The organism is Citrobacter sp. Cf132 (assembly GCF_030333885.1).
Lineage (GTDB): Bacteria > Pseudomonadota > Gammaproteobacteria > Enterobacterales > Enterobacteriaceae > Citrobacter > Citrobacter freundii.
Map to the genome: position 1 here is coordinate 78,622 of NZ_JAOWFA010000041.1, position 21,394 is coordinate 100,015.

The 21,394-nt window shown below is 51.8% G+C and carries 23 protein-coding genes and 1 tRNA gene; 13 read left to right on the forward strand and 11 right to left on the reverse strand.

Annotated elements, in window-relative coordinates; all coding sequences use genetic code 11:
- The first annotated feature begins 69 nt into the window (after nucleotides 1-69).
- Nucleotides 70-633: a YqgE/AlgH family protein gene (locus OGV85_RS06085; protein WP_003027086.1), complete on the forward strand. Its 564-nt coding sequence runs from the start codon at nucleotides 70-72 to the stop codon at nucleotides 631-633.
- On the forward strand, nucleotides 633-1,049 hold the full coding sequence (ruvX, locus tag OGV85_RS06090) for a Holliday junction resolvase RuvX (RefSeq protein WP_003027087.1): 417 nt from the start codon (nucleotides 633-635) through the stop codon (nucleotides 1,047-1,049). Before OGV85_RS06085 ends, ruvX begins: the two co-directional genes overlap by 1 nt.
- Here the strand turns inward: ruvX and OGV85_RS06095 are convergent.
- A complete protein-coding gene (locus OGV85_RS06095) occupies nucleotides 1,046-2,026 on the reverse strand; it encodes a type IV pilus twitching motility protein PilT (RefSeq protein WP_003027090.1) in 981 nt (326 codons plus the stop codon). The two genes, ruvX and OGV85_RS06095, sit on opposite strands and share 4 nt — an antisense overlap.
- A gap of 17 nt (nucleotides 2,027-2,043) precedes the next feature.
- Between OGV85_RS06095 and OGV85_RS06100 the strand changes: the two genes are divergently transcribed.
- From OGV85_RS06100 to hemW, 5 genes are read left to right on the forward strand one after another with little or no spacing between them, the layout of a single operon-like run.
- Nucleotides 2,044-2,748: a YggS family pyridoxal phosphate-dependent enzyme gene (locus tag OGV85_RS06100; protein ID WP_049015284.1), complete on the forward strand. Its 705-nt coding sequence runs from the start codon at nucleotides 2,044-2,046 to the stop codon at nucleotides 2,746-2,748.
- An 18-nt stretch (nucleotides 2,749-2,766) separates the two neighbouring features.
- A complete protein-coding gene (locus tag OGV85_RS06105; RefSeq protein ID WP_003825417.1) occupies nucleotides 2,767-3,333 on the forward strand; it encodes a YggT family protein in 567 nt (188 codons plus the stop codon).
- Nucleotides 3,330-3,620 carry a DUF167 family protein YggU gene (gene yggU / locus OGV85_RS06110; protein WP_003027101.1) on the forward strand — a complete coding sequence of 97 codons (291 nt, stop codon included), beginning with the start codon at nucleotides 3,330-3,332 and terminating at the stop codon, nucleotides 3,618-3,620. The genes OGV85_RS06105 and yggU overlap by 4 nt, the downstream gene beginning before the upstream one ends.
- A gap of 7 nt (nucleotides 3,621-3,627) precedes the next feature.
- A complete protein-coding gene (locus OGV85_RS06115; protein WP_003027104.1) occupies nucleotides 3,628-4,221 on the forward strand; it encodes an XTP/dITP diphosphatase in 594 nt (197 codons plus the stop codon).
- A complete protein-coding gene (gene hemW, locus OGV85_RS06120) occupies nucleotides 4,214-5,350 on the forward strand; it encodes a radical SAM family heme chaperone HemW (RefSeq protein ID WP_032937402.1) in 1,137 nt (378 codons plus the stop codon). The genes OGV85_RS06115 and hemW overlap by 8 nt, the downstream gene beginning before the upstream one ends.
- Before the next feature lie 115 nt (nucleotides 5,351-5,465).
- Here the strand turns inward: hemW and ansB are convergent, their stop codons facing one another.
- The 4 genes from ansB to trmB form a co-directional block, all read right to left on the reverse strand.
- Nucleotides 5,466-6,512: an L-asparaginase 2 gene (gene ansB, locus OGV85_RS06125; protein WP_003027108.1), complete on the reverse strand. Its 1,047-nt coding sequence runs from the start codon at nucleotides 6,510-6,512 to the stop codon at nucleotides 5,466-5,468.
- A 188-nt stretch (nucleotides 6,513-6,700) separates the two neighbouring features.
- Entirely contained in the window at nucleotides 6,701-7,420 is a 720-nt protein-coding gene (locus OGV85_RS06130; protein ID WP_032950065.1) for a YggN family protein, read from the reverse strand.
- A 49-nt stretch (nucleotides 7,421-7,469) separates the two neighbouring features.
- Nucleotides 7,470-7,796: a YggL family protein gene (locus tag OGV85_RS06135; protein ID WP_003027115.1), complete on the reverse strand. Its 327-nt coding sequence runs from the start codon at nucleotides 7,794-7,796 to the stop codon at nucleotides 7,470-7,472.
- Nucleotides 7,796-8,515, reverse strand: coding sequence for a tRNA (guanosine(46)-N7)-methyltransferase TrmB (gene trmB / locus OGV85_RS06140; protein ID WP_044700848.1), 720 nt, complete (start codon nucleotides 8,513-8,515; stop codon nucleotides 7,796-7,798). Before trmB ends, OGV85_RS06135 begins: the two co-directional genes overlap by 1 nt.
- A 160-nt stretch (nucleotides 8,516-8,675) precedes the next feature.
- On the opposite strand from trmB, the gene mutY reads away from it, so the two are divergent.
- From mutY to OGV85_RS06160, 4 genes are all read left to right on the forward strand, one after another.
- Nucleotides 8,676-9,728: an A/G-specific adenine glycosylase gene (gene mutY, locus OGV85_RS06145; protein ID WP_156485342.1), complete on the forward strand. Its 1,053-nt coding sequence runs from the start codon at nucleotides 8,676-8,678 to the stop codon at nucleotides 9,726-9,728.
- A gap of 27 nt (nucleotides 9,729-9,755) precedes the next feature.
- Nucleotides 9,756-10,025 carry an oxidative damage protection protein gene (locus OGV85_RS06150; RefSeq protein WP_003027126.1) on the forward strand — a complete coding sequence of 90 codons (270 nt, stop codon included), beginning with the start codon at nucleotides 9,756-9,758 and terminating at the stop codon, nucleotides 10,023-10,025.
- 86 nt (nucleotides 10,026-10,111) lie between these two features.
- Nucleotides 10,112-11,197, forward strand: coding sequence for a membrane-bound lytic murein transglycosylase MltC (gene mltC, locus OGV85_RS06155; protein WP_049001609.1), 1,086 nt, complete (start codon nucleotides 10,112-10,114; stop codon nucleotides 11,195-11,197).
- Between the two features lie 211 nt (nucleotides 11,198-11,408).
- A complete protein-coding gene (locus OGV85_RS06160; RefSeq protein ID WP_003027130.1) occupies nucleotides 11,409-12,665 on the forward strand; it encodes a nucleoside permease in 1,257 nt (418 codons plus the stop codon).
- Nucleotides 12,666-12,717: 52 nt separating this feature from the next.
- Here the strand turns inward: OGV85_RS06160 and OGV85_RS06165 are convergent, their stop codons facing one another.
- On the reverse strand, nucleotides 12,718-14,853 hold the full coding sequence (locus tag OGV85_RS06165; RefSeq protein ID WP_061547627.1) for an ornithine decarboxylase: 2,136 nt from the start codon (nucleotides 14,851-14,853) through the stop codon (nucleotides 12,718-12,720).
- A gap of 468 nt (nucleotides 14,854-15,321) precedes the next feature.
- On the opposite strand from OGV85_RS06165, the gene OGV85_RS06170 reads away from it, so the two are divergent.
- Both OGV85_RS06170 and OGV85_RS06175 read left to right on the forward strand, forming a co-directional pair.
- A complete protein-coding gene (locus tag OGV85_RS06170; protein WP_003846348.1) occupies nucleotides 15,322-16,029 on the forward strand; it encodes a DUF554 domain-containing protein in 708 nt (235 codons plus the stop codon).
- A gap of 105 nt (nucleotides 16,030-16,134) precedes the next feature.
- A tRNA-Phe gene (locus OGV85_RS06175) sits at nucleotides 16,135-16,210 on the forward strand.
- Nucleotides 16,211-16,262: 52 nt separating this feature from the next.
- On the opposite strand, the gene OGV85_RS06180 is transcribed toward OGV85_RS06175, so the two are convergent.
- Genes OGV85_RS06180 through tssF form a run of 5 tightly spaced genes read right to left on the reverse strand, consistent with a single transcriptional unit; the run spans nucleotide 16,263 to nucleotide 21,371 of the window.
- Nucleotides 16,263-17,603, reverse strand: a complete 1,341-nt coding sequence (locus OGV85_RS06180; protein ID WP_061547628.1) for an ImpA domain-containing protein — start codon at nucleotides 17,601-17,603, stop codon at nucleotides 16,263-16,265.
- 1 nt (nucleotide 17,604) lies between these two features.
- Nucleotides 17,605-18,048, reverse strand: a complete 444-nt coding sequence (tssE, locus tag OGV85_RS06185; protein WP_003027143.1) for a type VI secretion system baseplate subunit TssE — start codon at nucleotides 18,046-18,048, stop codon at nucleotides 17,605-17,607.
- A complete protein-coding gene (gene tssJ / locus OGV85_RS06190; protein WP_003027146.1) occupies nucleotides 18,048-18,581 on the reverse strand; it encodes a type VI secretion system lipoprotein TssJ in 534 nt (177 codons plus the stop codon). Before tssJ ends, tssE begins: the two co-directional genes overlap by 1 nt.
- A complete protein-coding gene (gene tssG / locus OGV85_RS06195; RefSeq protein ID WP_061547629.1) occupies nucleotides 18,556-19,644 on the reverse strand; it encodes a type VI secretion system baseplate subunit TssG in 1,089 nt (362 codons plus the stop codon). The genes tssJ and tssG overlap by 26 nt, the downstream gene beginning before the upstream one ends.
- Nucleotides 19,605-21,371 (reverse strand): type VI secretion system baseplate subunit TssF, encoded by a 1,767-nt coding sequence (gene tssF / locus OGV85_RS06200; protein WP_048218577.1) that lies wholly within the window; start codon nucleotides 21,369-21,371, stop codon nucleotides 19,605-19,607. The genes tssG and tssF overlap by 40 nt, the downstream gene beginning before the upstream one ends.
- Nucleotides 21,372-21,394: the final 23 nt, after the last annotated feature.

Sequence of the window (21,394 nt, forward strand, 5' to 3'; positions counted from 1 at the left end):
ACAGCGCTCCTGTTTGTACGCATACTGGGCGCTGTTGCTTTTTTGAACCAGGAAACAGAACCTCTGACAATGAATTTACAGCATCACTTTCTAATTGCCATGCCTGCTCTCCAGGATCCAATTTTCCGCCGTTCCGTGGTGTATATTTGCGAACACAATGAGAACGGAGCAATGGGGATTATCGTCAATAAGCCTCTGGAAAACTTACAAATTGAAGGGATTCTGGAAAAGCTGAAGATTACTCCAGAAGAACGCGATCCGGCCATTCGTCTGGATAAGCCCGTGATGCTCGGCGGCCCGCTGGCAGAAGACCGTGGATTTATACTTCATACCCCACCGTCGCGCTTTGCGTCCAGTATTCGCATTTCTGATAACACCATCATCACAACCTCCCGCGATGTATTAGAAACTCTGGGCACGCAGGAGCAACCATCCGAGGTGCTGGTGGCATTAGGCTATTCATCATGGGAAAAGGGCCAACTGGAACAAGAGTTACTGGATAACGCCTGGCTTACGGCCCCTGCCGATCTCAACATCTTATTCAAAACGCCGATTGCCGACCGCTGGCGCGATGCGGCGAAGCTTATCGGGATAGATATTCAGACCATGCCCGGCGTGGCGGGACACGCATGATGAACGGAACATTACTCTCTTTTGATTTTGGTACGAAAAGTATCGGCGTCGCCGTGGGTCAGCGCATTACCGGTACGGCCAGGCCATTGCCCGCCATCAAAGCACAGGACGGTACGCCAGACTGGAATTTGATTGAACGCCTGCTGAAAGAGTGGCAACCGGATGAAATCATTGTCGGCCTGCCGCTCAACATGGATGGCACCGAACAGCCCCTTACCGCGCGCGCACGTAAATTCGCTAACCGCATTCATGGTCGCTTTGGCGTAACCGTAACGCTGCACGATGAACGTTTGAGCACCGTCGAAGCCCGCTCAGGCCTGTTTGAGCAAGGCGGTTACCGGGCGTTGAATAAAGGCAAAGTAGACTCCGCTTCTGCCGTTATTATCCTGGAAAGCTATTTCGAGCAGGGCTATTAAAGCCGCCCCTGCGCCTGTCGCTGCTGTAAACTTTGTGCAAACGTCTGCATACCTGTCTGCTGCCCGGTTTGAATCACGCCGGGTAGCTGATGCGTTTTCCCTTCGCGGATCAAATTGCCCACGGCGGGCGTGTTGACGAGCAGTTCGAATAGCGCCACGCGTCCCCCCTGCTTATCCTCCTCCAGTTTTTGCGAAAGAACCGCCCGCAGGCTATCTGCCAGTTGGTTACGCACAGGATCTTTCTCTGTTGCTGCAAAGGAATCCACCAGCCGCGCGATGGCCTGCGCCGCACCTCGCGTATGTAACGTTGCCAGCACCAGATGTCCGGTCTCCGCCGCCGTTAATGCCAGCCGAATGGTTTCCACGTCGCGCAGCTCGCCCAGCAAAATAACGTCGGGATCTTCGCGTAGCGCACCGCGCAAACCGGTGGCGAAAGAGGCGCAGTGTGCGCCCACCTCCCGCTGTTGAATCAGACAACGTCGGCTGGTGTAGCGATATTCAATAGGATCTTCCAGCGTCAGAATGTGCCCCTCAATATGCTGATTAAGATACTCCACCATCGCCGCCAGGGTCGTAGATTTACCACTACCGGTAGCGCCTGTCACCAGAATCAACCCGTTTTCACTGTGAAGCAGTTCAGGTATGACCGCGGGAGGCTGAAGATCGTCTAAATGAGGACAATCCAGCGGTAGCAGTCTTAGCGCCAGCGAGGTTCCCTGCAGATGGACAAATGCGCTGGCGCGCAGCCGCCGGGAGTCCGTCAGGGTAACGGCAAAATCAATCTGCCCTTGCTCCTGCAACTGTACCTGTTGTTGCTCACTGAGCCAGCACATCAGCAGATTCTCTACGTCAGGCGCGGTAAACGGTGCGCTTTCGACTTTTCCATGTCTGCGCCAACGCGCAGGCCATGCATTGCACAGGTGTAGATCCGACACGTTATGCTTTACACTAAGGGCCACTATTTCTTCCATATTCATATGAACATCCTCGGAAAATGAACGATATCGCGCATAACCTGGCACATGTCCGGGACAAAATCTCAGCCGCCGCGACGCGTTGCGGGCGGTCTTCAGAAGAAGTTATGTTGCTTGCAGTCAGCAAAACCAAACCTGCGAGCGCCATCGAAGAAGCCATTACCGCAGGGCAGCGTGCCTTCGGTGAAAACTATGTCCAGGAAGGGGTGGATAAAATCCGCTACTTTCAGGAAAAAGGCGTCAACGATCTGCAGTGGCACTTTATCGGCCCGCTGCAGTCCAACAAAAGTCGTCTGGTCGCCGAGCACTTTGACTGGTGCCATACGATCGACCGTCTACGTATCGCTGCCCGTCTGAGCGAACAGCGCCCGGCAGACCTGCAGCCGCTGAATGTGCTGATCCAGATTAATATCAGCGATGAGAACAGTAAGTCAGGGATTCCGCTGGCAGAGCTTGATGCCCTGGCCGCTGAAGTCGATGCGCTGCCGCGCATTACCCTGCGTGGTTTGATGGCTATTCCCGCTCCTGAGTCAGATTATGTAAGGCAGTTTGAAGTTGCACAGCAAATGGCTGTAGCATTTGCCGGGTTGAAAACACGCTATCCAAATATCGATACGCTCTCGCTGGGGATGTCTGATGATATGGATGCCGCTATCGCGGCGGGTAGCACGATGGTGCGCATCGGCACTGCCATTTTTGGTGCTCGTGATTACACTAAAAAATAAGGAAAATTAAGGAACACCATGAATACGTTGACCTTCCTGCTCTCAACGGTAATTGAGCTGTATACCATGGCGCTGCTGCTGCGCGTGTGGATGCAATGGTCTCGCTGCGATTTCTACAACCCGTTCTCGCAGTTTATTGTGAAAATCACTCAGCCCATTATTGGGCCGTTACGCCGTATTATTCCGCCAATGGGGCCCATTGACAGCGCATCAGCATTAGTCGCGCTCGTTCTCAGCTTTATCAAAGCCATCGTGCTATTTAAGGTGGTCACGTTCCAGCCGATCATCTGGATCGCCGCCGTGCTGATTGTCCTGAAGACCATTGGGCTGCTGATTTTCTGGGTGCTGCTGGTAATGGCGATTATGAGCTGGGTCAGCCAGGGTCGCAGTCCGGTGGAGTACGTGCTGATTCAACTGGCGGATCCGCTGTTGCGTCCTATCCGTCGCATACTTCCAGGCATGGGCGGGATCGATTTCTCCCCAATGATTCTGGTTCTGCTGCTCTATGTCATTAACATGGGTATCGCGGAAGTGTTACAGGCGACAGGCAACATGCTGCTGCCGGGGCTGTGGATGGCGCTATGAGTGCCGTTACACCCTGCGACGACGGTCTGGTTTTACGGCTCTATATTCAGCCGAAAGCCAGCCGTGACAGTATTGTGGGTTTACATGGCGACGAAGTTAAAGTCGCCATTACCGCCCCGCCGGTCGATGGGCAAGCCAACAGCCATCTGGTGAAGTTTCTCGGCAAACAGTTCCGCGTAGCGAAAAGCCAGGTCGTTATTGAGAAGGGCGAGCTTGGTCGCCACAAACAGGTTAAAATTATTCATCCGCAACAGATCCCGCCCGAAATTGCGGCGCTAACTGATTAGGTATCCCATGCAAAAAGTTGTCCTCGCGACCGGCAATGCCGGTAAAGTGCGTGAACTCGCCTCTCTTCTGAGTGATTTCGGTCTTGATGTTGTTGCCCAAACGGATCTGGGAGTTGATTCTGCAGAAGAGACCGGACTGACGTTTATTGAGAACGCCATTCTGAAGGCGCGTCATGCCGCGCAAATTACGGGTTTGCCAGCCATTGCTGATGACTCCGGCCTGGCAGTAAATGCCCTTGGCGGCGCGCCGGGTATCTATTCAGCCCGCTATTCCGGCGAAGATGCGACCGATCAGCAGAACCTGGAAAAACTGCTGCACACCCTGCGGGATGTCCCGGATGACCAGCGTCAGGCGCAATTCCACTGCGTGCTGGTGTATATGCGCCATGCGGACGATCCCACGCCTTTAGTGTGCCACGGAAGCTGGCCGGGCGTGATTACCCGTGAACCGGCCGGAAACGGTGGTTTTGGTTACGACCCAATCTTTTTTGTGCCGTCCGAAGGAAAAACAGCTGCTGAGCTGACCCGCGAAGAAAAAAGTGCGATTTCTCACCGCGGACAGGCACTGAAGCTGCTGCTGGATGCCCTGCGCAATGGTTAACCTTCCGCCGCTAAGTCTTTATATTCACATCCCCTGGTGCGTGCAGAAATGCCCGTACTGCGACTTTAACTCGCATGCGCTTAAGGGCGAGGTTCCTCATGACGACTATGTTCAGCACCTGCTGAGCGATCTGGATACTGAGGTGGCCCACGCCCAGGGGCGGGAAGTAAAGACAATTTTTATCGGTGGTGGTACGCCGAGCCTGCTTTCTGGCCCGGCAATGCAAACGCTGCTCGACGGCGTGCGTGCACGGCTGAATCTGGCCGCAGATGCAGAAATCACAATGGAGGCGAATCCCGGGACGGTGGAAGCCGATCGCTTTGTTGATTATCAACGCGCTGGCGTAAACCGTATCTCAATTGGCGTACAGAGCTTTAGCTCCGCCAAACTCGAGCGTCTGGGACGTATTCACGGGCCGGAAGAAGCCAAACGAGCAGCACACCTGGCGAGCGGTCTAGGGCTACGCAGCTTTAACCTCGACCTGATGCATGGTTTGCCAGATCAGACGCTGGAAGAGGCGCTGGGCGATTTACAGCAGGCCATCGCGCTCAATCCACCGCATCTTTCCTGGTATCAGTTGACCATCGAACCCAACACGCTGTTCGGTTCCCGACCGCCTGTTTTACCAGACGATGATGCGCTGTGGGATATTTTTGAGCAAGGCCACCAGTTGCTGACCGCCGCCGGGTATCAACAGTACGAAACCTCAGCCTATGCAAAGCCGGGCTATCAGTGTCAGCACAACCTTAATTACTGGCGTTTTGGCGACTATCTCGGTATTGGCTGCGGCGCGCATGGCAAAATTACGTTCCCGGACGGGCGCATTCTGCGTACCACCAAAACGCGGCATCCGCGTGGCTACATGCAAGGGCGTTATCTCGAAAGCCAGCGTGATGTCGCCGAAGCCGATAAGCCGTTCGAGTTCTTTATGAACCGTTTCCGGTTGCTTGAGGCCGCGCCTCGAGCGGAGTTCAGACAATATACCGGGCTTACCGAGGACGTTATTCGTCGACAGATCGATGAGGCTATTTCCCAGGGCTACCTGAGTGAATGCGATGAATACTGGCAGATTACTCAACACGGTAAGCTGTTTTTGAACTCTCTGTTGGAGCTGTTTCTGGCGGAGTAATACGGTAACGATGTAGGCCGGATAAGGCCTTGAGCCGCATCCGGCAAATTGCCTGATGGCGCTGCGCTTATCAGGCCTACAGGGTTAGGTCGATGAGCGCAGCCACCTTCAGTCATTAATACTGATTAAACATTTCCTGGATCTGTTTAGGATCCTTGGTTTGAGTCAGCGCAAGCTGCAGCAGAACACGTGCTTTTTGCGGGTTCAGGGAACCTGAAGCCACAAATCCGTATTTTGCATCATCAACTTCTGCATCCTGCGTGGTGGCACCCGTTGGTACACGAGATGAACGCACCACAACGGTACCTTTATGCGCGGCGGTTGCCAGCGTATCGAAAATGGTTTTATACAAGTTACCGTTACCTACACCTGCACTAACGATCCCTGCGTAACCCGCATCTACCAGTGCTTTTGCCGGCAGATCGGAGGCGTTAGCATAGTTGTAAACAATCCCAACTTTCGGCAACTCGGTCAGCTTAGAAACATCGAACGGAGTAGACGTGGTGTGCTTACGCGCAGGCGTACGCTGGTAGTCGATTTTACCGTTATGAATGTAACCCAACGGGCCGTAGTTAACGGATTTGAAGGTAGCAACGTCGGTAGTGTTGGTTTTAGTCACGTCGCGACCATCCATAACGGTGTCGTTCATCACCACCAGCACTCCGCGGTTGGCAGAGGCTTTGTCTGCGGCAGTTACCACTGCGTTATACAGGTTGAACGGGCCATCAGCACTCATACCCGTAGATGGACGCATGGCGCCGACCAGCACGACCGGCTTGTTGCACTTGACGGTCAGGTCGAGGAAATAGGCGGTTTCTTCCATGGTATCCGTACCATGTGTCACCACGAAGCCGTCGGTTTTATCACACTCGGTATTAATCTTTTTGGCCAGCGTTAACCAGACTTCGTCATTCATATCCTGGGAGCCGATGTTCACCACCTGCTCGCCTTTAACGACAGCGATATCTTTCAACTGAGGAACGGCCTCAACCAGATTTTCTACGCCAACCTTGCCTGCCGTGTAGTTAGATTTTGTCGCGGAATCACCGCCACCAGCAATCGTCCCGCCGGTCGCTAAAATAGTGATATTTGGCAGTGCAAGCGCCGCGCCGCTGAAACCCATAACCAGTGCGGCAAGCGCCGTTTTCTTGAAAAACTCCATGTTATTTCTCCAGTTACTTGAATTTGCAGCATTATGTCTATCCTACAGATGAATAATGTGACGAGTTCCAATTAACCAGATTTATATCTCCATCAAATTGCCATTCTTAGAGATGGATATCAAAAAAACAGAAAAGTACAAAATAAAACGGCGCAGAATGTTTCTGCGCCGTTAAAAAGAGGTGAAGATTATTTCAGAGTGCTAACCAGCGTTTTACGATCGTTTTCCAGCGTCACGACGCGGGCACAAACATCTTTGCCAAACTGTTGGAAGTCTTGTTCCTGATTCTTCCATTCGTTTTGAATTGAGGTTTGCAAGCCACCAAGGCTACCGAGCACGCCCTGCAACGGATTACCACCACCTTTGAGTACGGCTTTGGCACCCATTTCGTTGATGCTGTCCTGCAAAATACCGCCCATCGCCTGATTAACCAGCTGTTGTCCGTCCGCGCGAACTTGATCAATCGCCTTATAATGGAAGGTCAGGCCATCAGTTCGATGCTCGATGATACGGTTCATCTGCTCTTTCAATTGCGCATCCAGCTTGGTTAAGCGGCCACGCATGTTGCTGCTTTCACCGACCTCTTTGGCGATGATTTTATCCAGCGCCACGCGACCTTTCTCTACGCGCGCTCTGGCACCTTCGTCAATCCACGGCAGGCTGCTACGCAACGCCGCCTGATAATCTTTGGCCTGCTCACGCTGTGCGGCGTTCAGGCTGTACTGTTTACCGTTGAAGGTGACATCGCCGGTCTGGGTAATAATCAGGTCGCCGTTCTCGCCCTTCACCTGCACCGTTTGTGGGCTCAAAATCACATCGTCACGCGGGGTGACGCTGCACTGGTAATCTGCATGTGCGGCCATCGCCGTGAACGTTAGGACTGCCGCCAGCAGCGTTTTGCGCATCATATCTTTCCCTCAAGACAAATCGGGCCGGCATTTGCCGACCCTGTGCTACTTAGTCCCACCAAATATCGAAAAGTTCGCTGGTACGCACTTCTTCGAGTTTGTGCTCTTCCAGCCACTTACGCACGATTGCCTGGTGTTCTTCGGTGCATTTGCCGATTTCCTGCAGACAGATCAGACCTTCCCAGGCCAGATAGCCGCTGCCGTCAAAAGCCAGCTTGTTCGGTTCGATAACTTCATTGATAAAGTCATCAACGATTTGATCGACCTGCTCTCCAGATGTACCTTCCGGGAAACGCCATGCAACCGAAAACCCTACTTCCTGGAATTCTTCGATGTGCATCTTTTTACGCAGACGACGGCTACGGTTCTTTGCCATTATTTCACCCTCTCGAACATTAAGTCCCATACGCCGTGGCCAAGACGATGACCACGTTGTTCAAATTTGGTTACCGGGCGCGATTGTGGGCGCGGTACATAATCGTTACTCTCGGACTGGTTTTTATACCCGTCAATGGAGGACATCACTTCCAGCATATGTTCCGCATAAGCTTCCCAGTCGGTTGCCATGTGGAATACGCCGCCCAGCTTCAGCTTACATAAGATATGCTCAGCAAACGGTACCTGAACGATACGGCGTTTATTATGACGTGCTTTATGCCACGGGTCAGGGAAAAACAACTGAACCATAGATAAAGAATTGTCAGGAATCATTTTATGCAGGACTTCAACGGCATCATGGCACATGACGCGCAGGTTCTCGACACCCTCTTCATGGGCTGAAGCCAGACACGCACCAACGCCCGGCGAGTGAACCTCAATGCCAAGGAAATTCTGTTCCGGACGCGCTTTCGCCATTGCGACCAGCGACGCTCCCATACCAAAACCGATTTCCAGCGTGACTGGCGCATCACGGCCAAACAGTTCTGCGAAATTTACAGGCTCTTCGCTGAACTCAACGCCCATCACCGGCCAGTAGTTTTCCAGCGCGTGCTCCTGCCCTTTCGTCAGTCGCCCCTGGCGACGAACAAAACTACGAATCCGGCGCAGAGGGCGGCCGTTTTCATCAAATTCCGGTGAAATGACGTCGTTCTTCATAAAAGTTTAGTCTGCTGTGTTTGAGTTCTGAAAACGGGCATTATCCAAAGTTAGTTGCCGGATGCAAGTAAAGGAAGAAAGTGAGCAGCGGAAAGTTCCGGTTTACACCCCGTTGCCGCTGTGCTGCAATCTTGCCCCCAGCAATAATGAAACGGTAATCATGCAAGCGTCTCAATTCTCGGCTCAGGTTTTGAGCTGGTACGACAAATACGGGCGGAAAACGCTGCCCTGGCAAATTGATAAGACGCCTTACAAAGTATGGCTCTCTGAGGTAATGCTGCAACAAACTCAGGTTGCGACCGTGATCCCTTATTTTGAGCGTTTTATGGCGCGCTTCCCAACGGTAACGGATTTAGCCCATGCGCCGCTGGATGAGGTTCTGCATTTGTGGACCGGGCTGGGTTATTACGCCCGAGCGCGTAATCTGCATAAAGCCGCGCAGCAGGTTGTCACGCTGCATAGCGGTATATTTCCGCAAACTTTTGATGAGGTGGCCGCCCTACCTGGCGTCGGTCGCTCAACCGCAGGCGCGATCCTTTCCCTCTCTCTGGGTCAGCATTTTCCGATTCTCGACGGTAACGTCAAACGCGTGCTGGCTCGCTGTTATGCTGTAAACGGCTGGCCGGGTAAAAAAGAGGTCGAAAAGAAGCTGTGGGAGTTGAGCGAGCAGGTGACGCCCGCCCATGGCGTTGAACGTTTTAATCAGGCGATGATGGATTTAGGCGCCATGGTCTGTACGCGCTCAAAACCTAAATGTTCGCTGTGTCCGTTGGAAAATGGCTGTGTGGCCAGCGCCAATGCAAGCTGGGCGTTGTACCCGGGTAAAAAACCCAAGCAAACGCTGCCGGAACGAACGGGCTATTTTTTACTGATGCAGCATGATGACGAAGTGCTGCTCGCACAGCGACCGCCCAGCGGCTTATGGGGTGGTTTATACTGTTTTCCACAGTTTGACGACGAAGATGGACTGCGCAACTGGCTGGCGCAACGGCAAATTAACGCAGATAATCTGACCCAACTTAATGCGTTTCGCCATACCTTTAGCCATTTCCACTTAGACATTGTGCCTATGTGGCTTCCTGTGTCTTCATTCGGCGCATGCATGGATGAAGGCAACGCGCTCTGGTATAACTTAGCGCAACCGCCGTCGGTCGGACTGGCGGCTCCCGTGGAGCGTTTGTTACAGCAATTACGTGCCGGTACACACGTTTAACGTACCGGTCGATAGAGAGGATTTTTTATGAGCAGAACGATTTTTTGCACTTTCCTGCAACGCGAAGCAGAAGGCCAGGATTTTCAGCTGTACCCGGGCGATCTGGGGAAACGCATCTACAACGAGATTTCTAAAGAAGCATGGGCGCAATGGCAGCATAAGCAAACCATGCTGATTAACGAGAAGAAGCTCAATATGATGAACGTTGAGCATCGTAAACTGCTTGAGCAGGAGATGATCAACTTCCTGTTTGAAGGCAAAGACGTGCATATTGAAGGCTATACACCAGAGTCTTAAGAACCGTTGCCGGATGGCGCTGCGCTTATCCGGCCTACGATTTACTCTGGTCCTTGCAAATAACAAACACAACACGCACTCCCGGAATGATGAAAAAATTTCTCGCGCTTGCCGTTATTGCGCCGTTGCTCATCTCCTGTTCCAGTTCGACCAAAAAAGGCGATTCCTATAACGAAGCCTGGGTCAAGGATACCAACGGTTTTGATATTCTGATGGGGCAATTTGCCCATAACATTGAGAATTTGTGGGGATTTAAGGAAGTGCTGATTGCGGGTCCAAAGGACTACGTAAAGTATACCGATCAGTATCAAACCCGCAGCCATATCAACTTTGATGACGGTACGATAACCGTCGAGACCATTGCCGGGACAGATCCCGCCGGACACCTGCGTCGGGCGATTATCAAGACATTGCTGATGGGGGATGATCCGGGTTCTATCGATCTCTATTCCGATGTCGACGACATTAAGATTTCCAAAGAGCCATTCCTGTACGGGCAGGTGGTCGATAATACCGGCCAGCCCATTCGTTGGGAGGGGCGTGCCACCAATTTCGCTGACTATCTGCTGAAAACACGCCTGAAAAGCCGCAGCAATGGTATTCGCATCATCTATAGCGTGACGATCAACCTGGTACCGAACCACCTTGATAAGCGCGCGCATAAATACGTCGGCATGGTGCGTCAGGCTTCGCGTAAGTATGGCGTCGATGAGTCGCTGATTCTGGCCATCATGCAAACCGAATCCTCATTTAACCCATATGCGGTCAGCCATGCCGATGCGCTGGGACTGATGCAGGTGGTACAGCACAGCGCCGGGAAAGATGTGTTTCGCTCGCAAGGGCGCTCCGGCACACCGAGCCGTAGCTTCCTGTTTGACCCAGCCAGCAACATTGATACCGGTACCGCCTATCTGGCTATGCTCAACAATGTCTATTTAGGCGGCATTGATAATCCAACATCCCGTCGCTACGCGGTGATCACGGCATATAACGGCGGTGCGGGCAGCGTGCTGCGCGTTTTCTCGAACGATAAAATCCAGGCCGCGAATATTATCAACAGCATGACCCCGGGGGACGTTTATCAAACGCTGACTACCCGACATCCGTCTGCTGAATCACGCCGATACCTTTACAAGGTCAATTCCGCACAAAAATCATATCGACGCCGCTAATATATCCCCTCTTCTGCCCCGGTAAACGGGGTCCGGAAGAGGGTAAAGTGTTAACTCCATCACTCTTTTGCTTTGCAATCAGAAATTGTTTGCAAATATTTGTCACAGGTAACAAAAAAAGAGTGTCCCTCGTTGATAGAATCACATCATCAAGCCCCGGCAAATGTGCCTTTTAAAACATTCATCCGCATTACGGTGTGAGGAAATTAACATGAATCTTAAGCTGCAGCTGAAAGTGCTCTCGTTTCTGCAGTTCTGCTTATGGGGTAGTTGGCTCACTACCCTCGGCTCCTATATGTTTGTCACCCTAAAATTCGATGGTGCATCCATTGGCGCAGTGTATAGCTCGCTGGGGATCGCCGCCGTGTTTATGCCTACGCTGTTAGGGATCGTGGCCGACAAATGGATCAGTGCGAAATGGGTGTACGCCATTTGTCACCTGGTCGGTGCAGCAACGCTGTTCGCCGCAGCCGAAGTCACCACCCCAGGCGCGATGTTCTTTGTGATCTTGCTTAACTCTTTGGCCTATATGCCAACGCTGGGGTTAATCAACACCATTTCTTACTATCGCCTGCAGTCAGCCGGGATGGATATCGTAACGGACTTCCCGCCAATCCGTATCTGGGGCACTATCGGCTTTATCATGGCGATGTGGGGCGTGAGCTTCTCCGGCTTCGAGCTGAGTCATATGCAGCTGTATATCGGTGCAACGCTGTCCGTTGTTTTGGCGCTGTTCACGCTGACGCTGCCGCATATTCCGGTGGCTAACCAGCAGAAAAACCAGAGCTGGTCGTCCATGCTGGGCCTGGATGCTTTCGCGCTGTTTAAAAACAAGCGCATGGCGATTTTCTTCATCTTCTCCATGATGCTGGGCGCGGAGCTGCAGATTACCAATATGTTCGGTAATACCTTCCTGCACAGCTTCGATAACAACCCGCTGTTCTCCGGTAGTTTCATCGTTGAACACGCCTCGGTGATGATGTCGATCTCGCAGATTTCCGAGACGCTGTTTATCCTGACCATCCCGTTCTTCTTGAGCCGTTACGGTATTAAGAATGTAATGCTTATCAGTATTGTGGCGTGGATGCTGCGTTTCGGCCTGTTTGCCTACGGCGATCCGACACCGTTCGGTACCGTGCTGCTGGTTCTGTCGATGATTGTTTACGGCTGCGCCTTCGACTTCTTCAACATCTCTGGCTCGGTATTCGTGGAGAAAGAAGTTCGCCCTGAAATCCGCGCCAGCGCACAGGGTATGTTCCTGATGATGACCAACGGCTTCGGTTGTATTCTGGGCGGACTGGTGAGCGGTAAAGTAGTTGAACACTATACGCTGAACGGTATTACCGACTGGCAGACCGTGTGGCTGATCTTCGCAGGTTACTCGCTGGTTCTGGCTTTTGCCTTCGTGGCGCTGTTTAAATATAAACACGTACGCGTTCCGGCAGGCACCCAAACTATCGCGCACTAACGTTTACGCAGAGAAAAGCGGGTTGCCAAAAGGTAACCCGTTTTTTTTGCGCTTACTTCACAACATATCCATACAGACGCTTAATACCGTCTGCATCCGTTTCACTGTAAACACCTTGCAGCTCCGGCGAGAAGCCCGGCAGCAGGTTAACACCCTCTTCCAGCGCCAGGAAATAACGTTGCACCGCCCCGCCCCAGATTTCGCCCGGTACCACGCACAGAACGCCTGGAGGATAAGGCAGCGCACCTTCTGCCGCAACGCGACCTGCGGCATCACAAATACGCACCAGTTCGACATCACCACGGATAAAGGCGCTGTTGGCATCCTGCGGGTTCATCGCCACGGCAGGCAAACTCTCCTGTCGGAACATCGCTTTTTGCAGATCCTTCACATCAAAGCTGACGTATAAATCGTGCATCTCCTGACACAGTTCACGCAGCGTGTAATCCCGATAGCGTACCGGATACTTGTTGAAGATGGTGGGCAGCACATCTGCCAGCGGCGTATCGTCCTCAATATGCTGCTCAAACTGCGCCAGCATCGCCACCAGTTGCGCCAGTTTCTCGGTGCTTTCTGCCGGGGTCAGCAGGAACAGAATCGAGTTAAGGTCGCATTTCTCCGGAACAATGCCGTTTTCACGCAGGTAATGCGCCAGAATCGTCGCCGGAATACCAAACTCAGTATATTGCCCGGTTTGCGCATCAATGCCCGGAGTAGTTAACAACAGCTTACAGGGATCAACGAAGTACTGGTCGCGCGCGTAGCCGGAAAAACCATGCCATTTAGCACCCGGTTCAAAGCTAAAGAAGCGGCGCTCGCTGGCAATCACCTGCGTCGGATAGCTTTCCCACGGCTTACCATCAACTACCGGAGGAATAAACGGCTGAATCATCTTACAGTGGGTAAGAATCGCTTTACGGGCCTCAATGCCCAGCGCTACACACTCCGCCCATAGCCGACGCCCACTCTCGCCTTCATGGATTTTAGCGTTAACATCCAGCGCCGCAAACAGCGGGTAAAACGGACTAGTGGAAGCATGCAGCATAAATGCATTGTTCAGACGCTTATGCGGACAGAACCGCGCCTGACCGCGAATATGGTTATCCTTTTTGTGGATCTGCGAGGTTTGCGAGAATCCGGCCTGCTGTTTGTGTACCGATTGGGTGACAAAGATCCCCGGATCGTCAGCATTGAGCTCCAGTAGCAGCGGTGACCCATCGGCCATCATCGGAATAAATTGCTCGTAGCCAACCCAGGCAGAATCAAACAGGATGTAATCACACAGGCTACCGATCTTGTCGATCACCTGCCGGGCGTTGTAGATCGTACCGTCATAGGTACCAAGCTGAATGATTGCAAGACGGAACGGGCGCGGTTGGTTAGCCTTGTGCGGCGCAACGTCACGCAGTTGCTGGCGCAGATACGCCTCATCAAAGCAGTGCTCGTCAATACCGCCAATAAAGCCAAACGGATTACGCGCCGCTTCCAGATAAACCGGCGTCGCACCGGCCTGGATCAGCGCACCGTGGTGGTTGGACTTATGGTTGTTGCGGTCAAACAGCACCAGATCGCCGCGCGTCAGCAGCGCGTTGGTGACCACTTTATTCGCCGCAGAGGTTCCGTTCAGCACAAAGTAGGTTTTATCCGCGTGAAAAACTTTCGCGGCAAATTTCTGCGCATGTTTCGCTGATCCCTCATGAATCAGCAGATCGCCCAGCTTAACGTCAGCGTTGCACATATCCGCGCGGAACAGGTTCTCGCCAAAGAACTCATAGAAATGTCTGCCCGCCGGATGCTTCTTAAAAAACTCACCGTGCTGGTGTCCCGGGCAGGCAAACGTGCTGTTTCCCATTTCGACATACTGTGTAAGCGTGTCATAGAACGGCGGCAGCAACTCTTCCTCATACTGACAGGCAGCAGACTCCAGCTCCAGCCAGTCCTGAGCCTGACCGCAAATCACCGCGTTAACGCCCGCAGGTACATCGACATCAGACTCTGCGAACAAAAACACCGGTATATGAAAACCAGTGCGTTTCAGCAAAGCCAGGATCCCACTGCGGCTGTCCGCAACGGTAATGACGACTGCCGCGACGTCAGTAAAATCGGTGCTGTCCAGCGCAACCACCTGGCGATGGCTGGAAAGACGAGAAGCCAGTTCACCACTGGCGGCAATTTTCATTGATTTCATAAGCGCAATAACCCGTTTCGGGAAAATCAAAAGTCCCGGGCAAAGCCGCATTGCTTTGCCCACGAAATGACGGGTCAAACTGGTTACCAGCCCCGACCGCCAGACATCAGTAAAAGCAGATAGCCTCTGATCTTACTGTTATCCTGCAGTGAGCATGCGCTGCCCTCACCGCATGGTGGCAGAGTATAGATAAGTCGCAGGAAGGGGAAAACGTCGCGCAAAAAGGCGATATTGAAGGCGATGTAGGGGGAGTAATATCATCCCAGGCAGCCCCATTCAGACAGGAGAAAATTCGCGCAATCATGGCACCTTTCACCTACTGGCGCAAGATAAAATCCTGTGCTTAAACCTCACAGATAAACAAGCATTTCGTCTGACAATAGCGGCATAATAATGCAATCTGAAACATAATTTCACCCAAACAGTTGCCTTTAACATCAAGACGATAATGAGTATGCAGGAGCAAACGTGGTAATCGGACCCTTTATTAATGCCAGCGCCATTTTATTAGGCGGTGTTCTCGGCGCGCTGCTCAGTCAGCACTTACCCGAACGTATTCGGATCTCAATGACCTCAATATTCGGGTTGTGCTCGTTGGGAATTGGTATCTTGTTGGTTATCAAATGCGTTAACTTGCCGGTGATGGTTCTGGCGACACTGATCGGTGCATTAATTGGCGAATTCTGCCATCTGGAAAAAGGAATCAATGCCGCGGTTGCCAAAGCGCAACAGCTTTTCACCAAATCGGATGTCAATGCAACACACGAATCCTTTATCCAAAGCTATGTGGCGATCATCGTGTTGTTTTGCGCCAGCGGGACCGGGATATTCGGGGCAATCCATGAAGGGATGACCGGCGATCCTAATATTTTAATCGCCAAGTCATTTCTCGATTTCTTCACCGCTATTATCTTCGCCTGCTCGCTAGGGATCGCCGTGTCTGCCATTTTCATACCGATGCTGGCAATTCAGTTGACGCTTGCCACCTGTGCAGCTCTGATTTTACCGCTGACAACCCCTGCTATGATGGCCGATTTCAGCGCTGTAGGCGGACTGTTGCTACTTGCAACCGGTTTGCGGATTTGCGGCATTAAAATGTTTGCGGTGGTGAATATGCTTCCTGCCCTTCTACTGGCAATGCCGCTTTCCGCAGCGTGGACGGCTTTTTTTGCCTGAGAATGCGTGCAATAGCAACAATGTGGTGATAGATTGTGCAGTCTGCATTGATTTGAAGAAATTTCGTTGACGAAACGAAGTGAATCGGGTTTAATGCGCCTCGTTGCCCGGATAGCTCAGTCGGTAGAGCAGGGGATTGAAAATCCCCGTGTCCTTGGTTCGATTCCGAGTCCGGGCACCACTATTTAGAAGAACCCGCCTATGGCGGGTTTTTTGCTTTTGGCGAATAGTCACTATTCTCTCTTCACCGAACTTTGTTTCAACAGCGCATAACGATTAAGAAGCTGATTAATCCGCATATCGAGTTGCTGATACAAAGCGGGTGATACCCTCCCCTGCATTTTGAATTCTTCATCTATTTGACGTAATAACTCTTCTGTCGGCGGCGTTTGGTCAAGCTGACGACGGATAGTGAAAATGGCTGATTTCAGCTCCGAACCCGTCAGATATTTACCTTTGCGTTCATCAAGCGAATTTAGCTGGGCAGTTAATGCCTCCAGCCCCTGCTGGGCATGATGCCAGTTTTGCAGTGCGCTTTCCGGCAACGCTTCCGTGGTTAACTGTTTTTGTAATCCGCTTGTGAATTCCGTAGTCAGCGATTCTTCCGGCCACAGGGTGGCTAGCTGCTGCGCTAATGATGCGGCATACTCCCTCGACCACAGAGGTGACAGGCGGGATATAACATCCAATTGCCCTTGCGCAGCGACGAAAAATTCCTGTTTCCGCTCCCCCAAATCTGAGGATTGCTTCAACGTGGATAATTGTTCAGGCGTCAACACCTGCGGCAATGGCCTGATCAGTTCATATTCATCAGCTCGCATATGCTTAATACCAAGAAAAGCGCCTGTACTCACTAGCGCAGTCACCATGACTCCGATGACAAACCCCAACCACATCCGTCGGGTTCCGTGATCGGTTTGAGTAGCAAAAACCGCTGTGCTTGATTGCCCGGACGACGCGGGTTCATTCACCACAAAGATCAGCTGGGGCAAAGCGATCTCAGCGTTATTGGCTGAGCCAGAAGCCGGTATCATCACAACGGCTGAGCCCGAATCCGCCTCTGACTTCTCAAGGCGTAAAGCGGCATTATGCATCCAGGTAACGACAACCTCCAGTTTACTCAGCGCTTTCAGTTCAAGCCGTTGCAGCACTTCGCAGGCATGTTTTAAACGCTGTTCAATCCGATAAACCACTGATAAATCAGCATATGACAGCGTTAGCGTACGCAATTCTTGCTGTAAACGGGCTGACAGCCATGTCAGAATTTCAACGCGAGCATGGGTTTGCTGCGGCCATATGGCACTCCAGTGATGCGTCAGTAACGCCTCCAGAAGCTCGGCACCTTCGGCAAGTCCCAGCAGCCCGGCATTACGCATTCTACTGACGGTATACCAGGCCAGGGTTTGCAATTCGACACCGTTATGGCGAAACAAAGTCAGGCTTAACTGTTCAACCTTTTGCCAGTCAACGTCCGGGCGCGCGGGATGAGTCAGCTTGCTGATTTCATCGCGTAGTTGCCCGAACTCCGTGAAAGCACGCGGGTCGCCACCGGTGCTGATGCGATTCGTCTCCATATCAGTACGCTCCTGTCTCAAGCCAACCCTGTTTTTTCAGGTGGCGGATGAGCACCCGTCCCTCGGGGGTAAAATCAGTGCCATAACGAACAACGCCAAGGTCCTGAAGTTCGGCATCGATGGAGTAGCGTAAATGCCCTGGCGTTTCCTGCTCCTGCATTGTGACCTGAATACTTTTCAGTCGCGGTTCATACTTCAACAAAACCTGAGAAAGCGTACTGATAAGTTGATGTGCCGTTCCCGGCATACCTTGGAGGATTTTGGTCATATCCGGCAGACCGTAGTCGGGTAAATGTTTAAGGCTACCGGCGCGCGTATTCAAAATGCGCTGCATATTATCCAAAACGGATAAGATGACCTGCGTGTTTTCACCAACTGCATGCAAAGGCAAACCACCGGAGAAATTACCCAACAAGATGTCATAAAGAGAAGGTCGTTTAATCATTACTCGTCCTCCGGCTTCAGGAGAACCAGAGCCTGAGAATTTAATTCAATCACTCGCGCTTTATCAGAATCGAGATCTTCTCGACGTATTACCACGCGCCATGAATCTTCAGACTGTTCGGGAGAAATAAACATTCCCGCCACGGCAACATACTGCGTTTCCTTTTCGAGTGGAATATCGATAGTTACGCTTTCACCAGGACGAACCCAAACATCTTTCTGAGCCAGTAAATCCGCTTTTACCACCGTGCTGTCTTGCGCAAATAAAGACTGATAATTCGCTGAGTCAAATGCTTTACGATCGTTGAGTTGGTAAATACGTACGACCGTTGAAAGCGCGATGCCCTGAGCATTTTTATTAGCGGCTTCTCTGGCGCAAAGATCCAAATGCAGCGTTTTAATTTCCTTATAAAAAATTGACTTCGTTAATGACACCGTGCCTTCAGATACTTTTTGTGTCAGACCACACCCTGTGATCAGGCTGGTCATGCCGGTTATTACGACAAAATTAATAGCGATAATCGCCAGCCTCATCGGCTTCCCTCCGCTGATCGTGTTGGCTAAGGCTCTGCCAAAGCCCAAGTTTAATGGTGATAAGTTGGTTCAGAGCTTTCGGGTTATTCAGACGCATAACAGCCGTGCGACCGAGCTGTACTGCATGTTCGCTTTTATTACTGGTAAGTTGAGCATCCGGAAGCACCGAGCGAGGAATACGTAATTGCAGCCTCGCATTCACTCTGGCACCTAAATAAACGTGCAGGAGCGCGAGAAAATCATGGTAAAGCTGACCGCCGGGTAACCAGTCGCAAACCCCATCAGGAACCTCCGTGGTTAGCGTAATGAGCACCTGACTGTTAATATCTACGGCGCTATGTCCCATCACCGGACGAGAATGAAGGCTAACGGGGTGCCGCGCACTCATTTTTAACGCCTTATCCAGCAGGACGAAGCGTTTATCATGTGGCGTCACGGTGATATTTGTTGTTGGCGATAATAAAGATACCAGCGCGGATATTCCTTCTGCCGTACGCGTTGGCATTCTCATTACTCCTAACAGCGCCAAAAAACGCGATAACGGGGCTTGCGTTTGTGTGGCGCATCCAGGAATCCCCAACCCGGTCAGCCCCAGTAAATATTGTGAGGTCTCATCTGTACCGCCAGGGCGAAAAGTCGCTGGATAGCTGTATTTACGCCAGATTCGATAAAACTGCGTAATTAAGCGATGGTTAAAAATATCCAGAAACTCAGCGGCGACGTCCGAGCCTTCCTGACACTGGGCAATATCATCCTGATAGGTTGTCGGCAGCGGCGATTCCACGCCATACAACCCCATAAATGTGACACTGACCGTTGGTGGCAGTGTGGGTTTTTGCGGATCATATTCTGTACTTTTTAGCTCCCCCGCCGGGAACCCCATCCCCGGATGAGGACGAAAACGAATAGCATCAAAGCGCGGACTTTGTTGGCTTCCTGGAGCTGGCGCTTGCGGATTCCACTGTTCCAGCAGTTGGCAAAAACGATAAAAATTGGTACGAGGCAGGTTATCGCCAAGGCTATTTAGCAACCAGGCAGTCGCTGATTGTGATTCTCTTTCCATCGCAAGCTTTTCCCTGCCGGCTGGATAATTAACGTAAGCTGATTAAACAAATGAATATCCGCATACAATGCAAAAAAGCGGTTAAGCATTTCACCAAAAAGATGAATGTCGCCCTCACCGGTAAATCCGTTCTCATCAAGCGTTATTTCGATATCTACTCCACGAAGTAAAAATCCTTTTTCAAAGCGTTGTATTTCATGCTGCTGAACATCCATGATCGCATCCAGACGACGATAATTCAGCTCATCATCCTGCCAGTTATAGAGAGATAATGTTCCTTTGAGCACTTCTGCGCTGGCCATCATATTCAGAAAGCTGGACCCGAGGTGGCTTAAGACGCGCCAGTGAAAACGATCCTCGGCGGGAGGATAAGCCGGTAGCGTCGGTTTACACAGATTACGCACGGCAAGCGGCGTCTGGAGGATCTGCTCGCAACGATTAAGCAATGAACTCTGCAAAGCTCGCCTGGGTAGCTGACCGTTTGTTCCGGTCACTTTCAATGAGACGGTTTCATACTCAGCAAGACGATCCCGCTCCCAGGCGTCACCGCCGAGGATCAGCCAGGTGTCATACAATCCTGAGACGCCGCGCCTGACGCGTGTATGGTAGTAACGTTCGGGGGCATTACGGCGCATCATGCCTCCCTTGTGGCGAAAGCTGGTGAATGGGGCATAAACGGCATTACGCGCGCGCTGCGAACCAGAAACCGCATCCACCGAATAAATTTCCATGTGACCATCCTGCAATCTGCGCGGACGCAGCAAATATTCGCTTTCCAGTCCATTAACCACCAGCGGATCGGCTTCCAGAGTGAAGAGATTAATAACTGGAACGCAGTGCAGACGTATATTTTCGCTACCCACGGGAAGCTCAGAATTCCACTGTTGAGTCAGTACCGCTTCGATTTCAAAGCAGTCGATGCCCGCAGGAAAGGTTATTTTTTCCAGACCGTTAAGATGGACAAACATAAATTTTTCGCGGAACGTAAAATACTCAAGCAATAATTGCCAGCCGCCAAACGCCGTATCGCCTTTTGGCCACAAACTGTCTTCATCGGCAAATCCGCCCGGGGAAAAGTAACCCTCCAGTCGAATACGTTCTACGCTGTTGGGGAGTCTCAAATAAAGAGAGGCCAGACGCTTTGTCAATGCAAGGTGCAGTGCGTGGGTCACCGGCGCGTCACCGCTCAGGTAAAGGCTGAGACGCGTCAGTTCGGTTTGCGACCAGTCCATCTGTGGATTGCACTTTATTCGCATACGGATGACTGAGCGTCCGTCAGGTTCAGCATCGATATTCACCGCCGTAACAGACAGTGGGCTGAGCGTGACGGGCTGGGTAGTACGATACTGACATACCGTTTTTTTAGGGCCAACGGGCTGGGACAATACGCCAAACCCCGCATTAATCCGCTCGCTCATTTTCAGCACGTCAGTATCAGGTAAAAGCTCGACAATGCTTAAGGAGGGAATGGTACGTAAATAATGTGGCCACAGCAGACTCATCAACCCTTCGGTAAATTCAGGAAGATGATCGTCTATTTTGGCGCGCAACCGCCCCATAGAAAATGCAAAACCTTCGAACAGCCGCTCCACATAGGGATCGGGGATACCGGCTTTGTCCAGATCCAACATAGCGGCACGATCCGGATGCGCCTGCGCAAACTCTTTTGCCGCTTCCCTTAAATAACGCATTTCCGCGTCATAATAACGCAGAGTTAAATCTTCCATTTTACAGTTCGCTTATTTTGTTT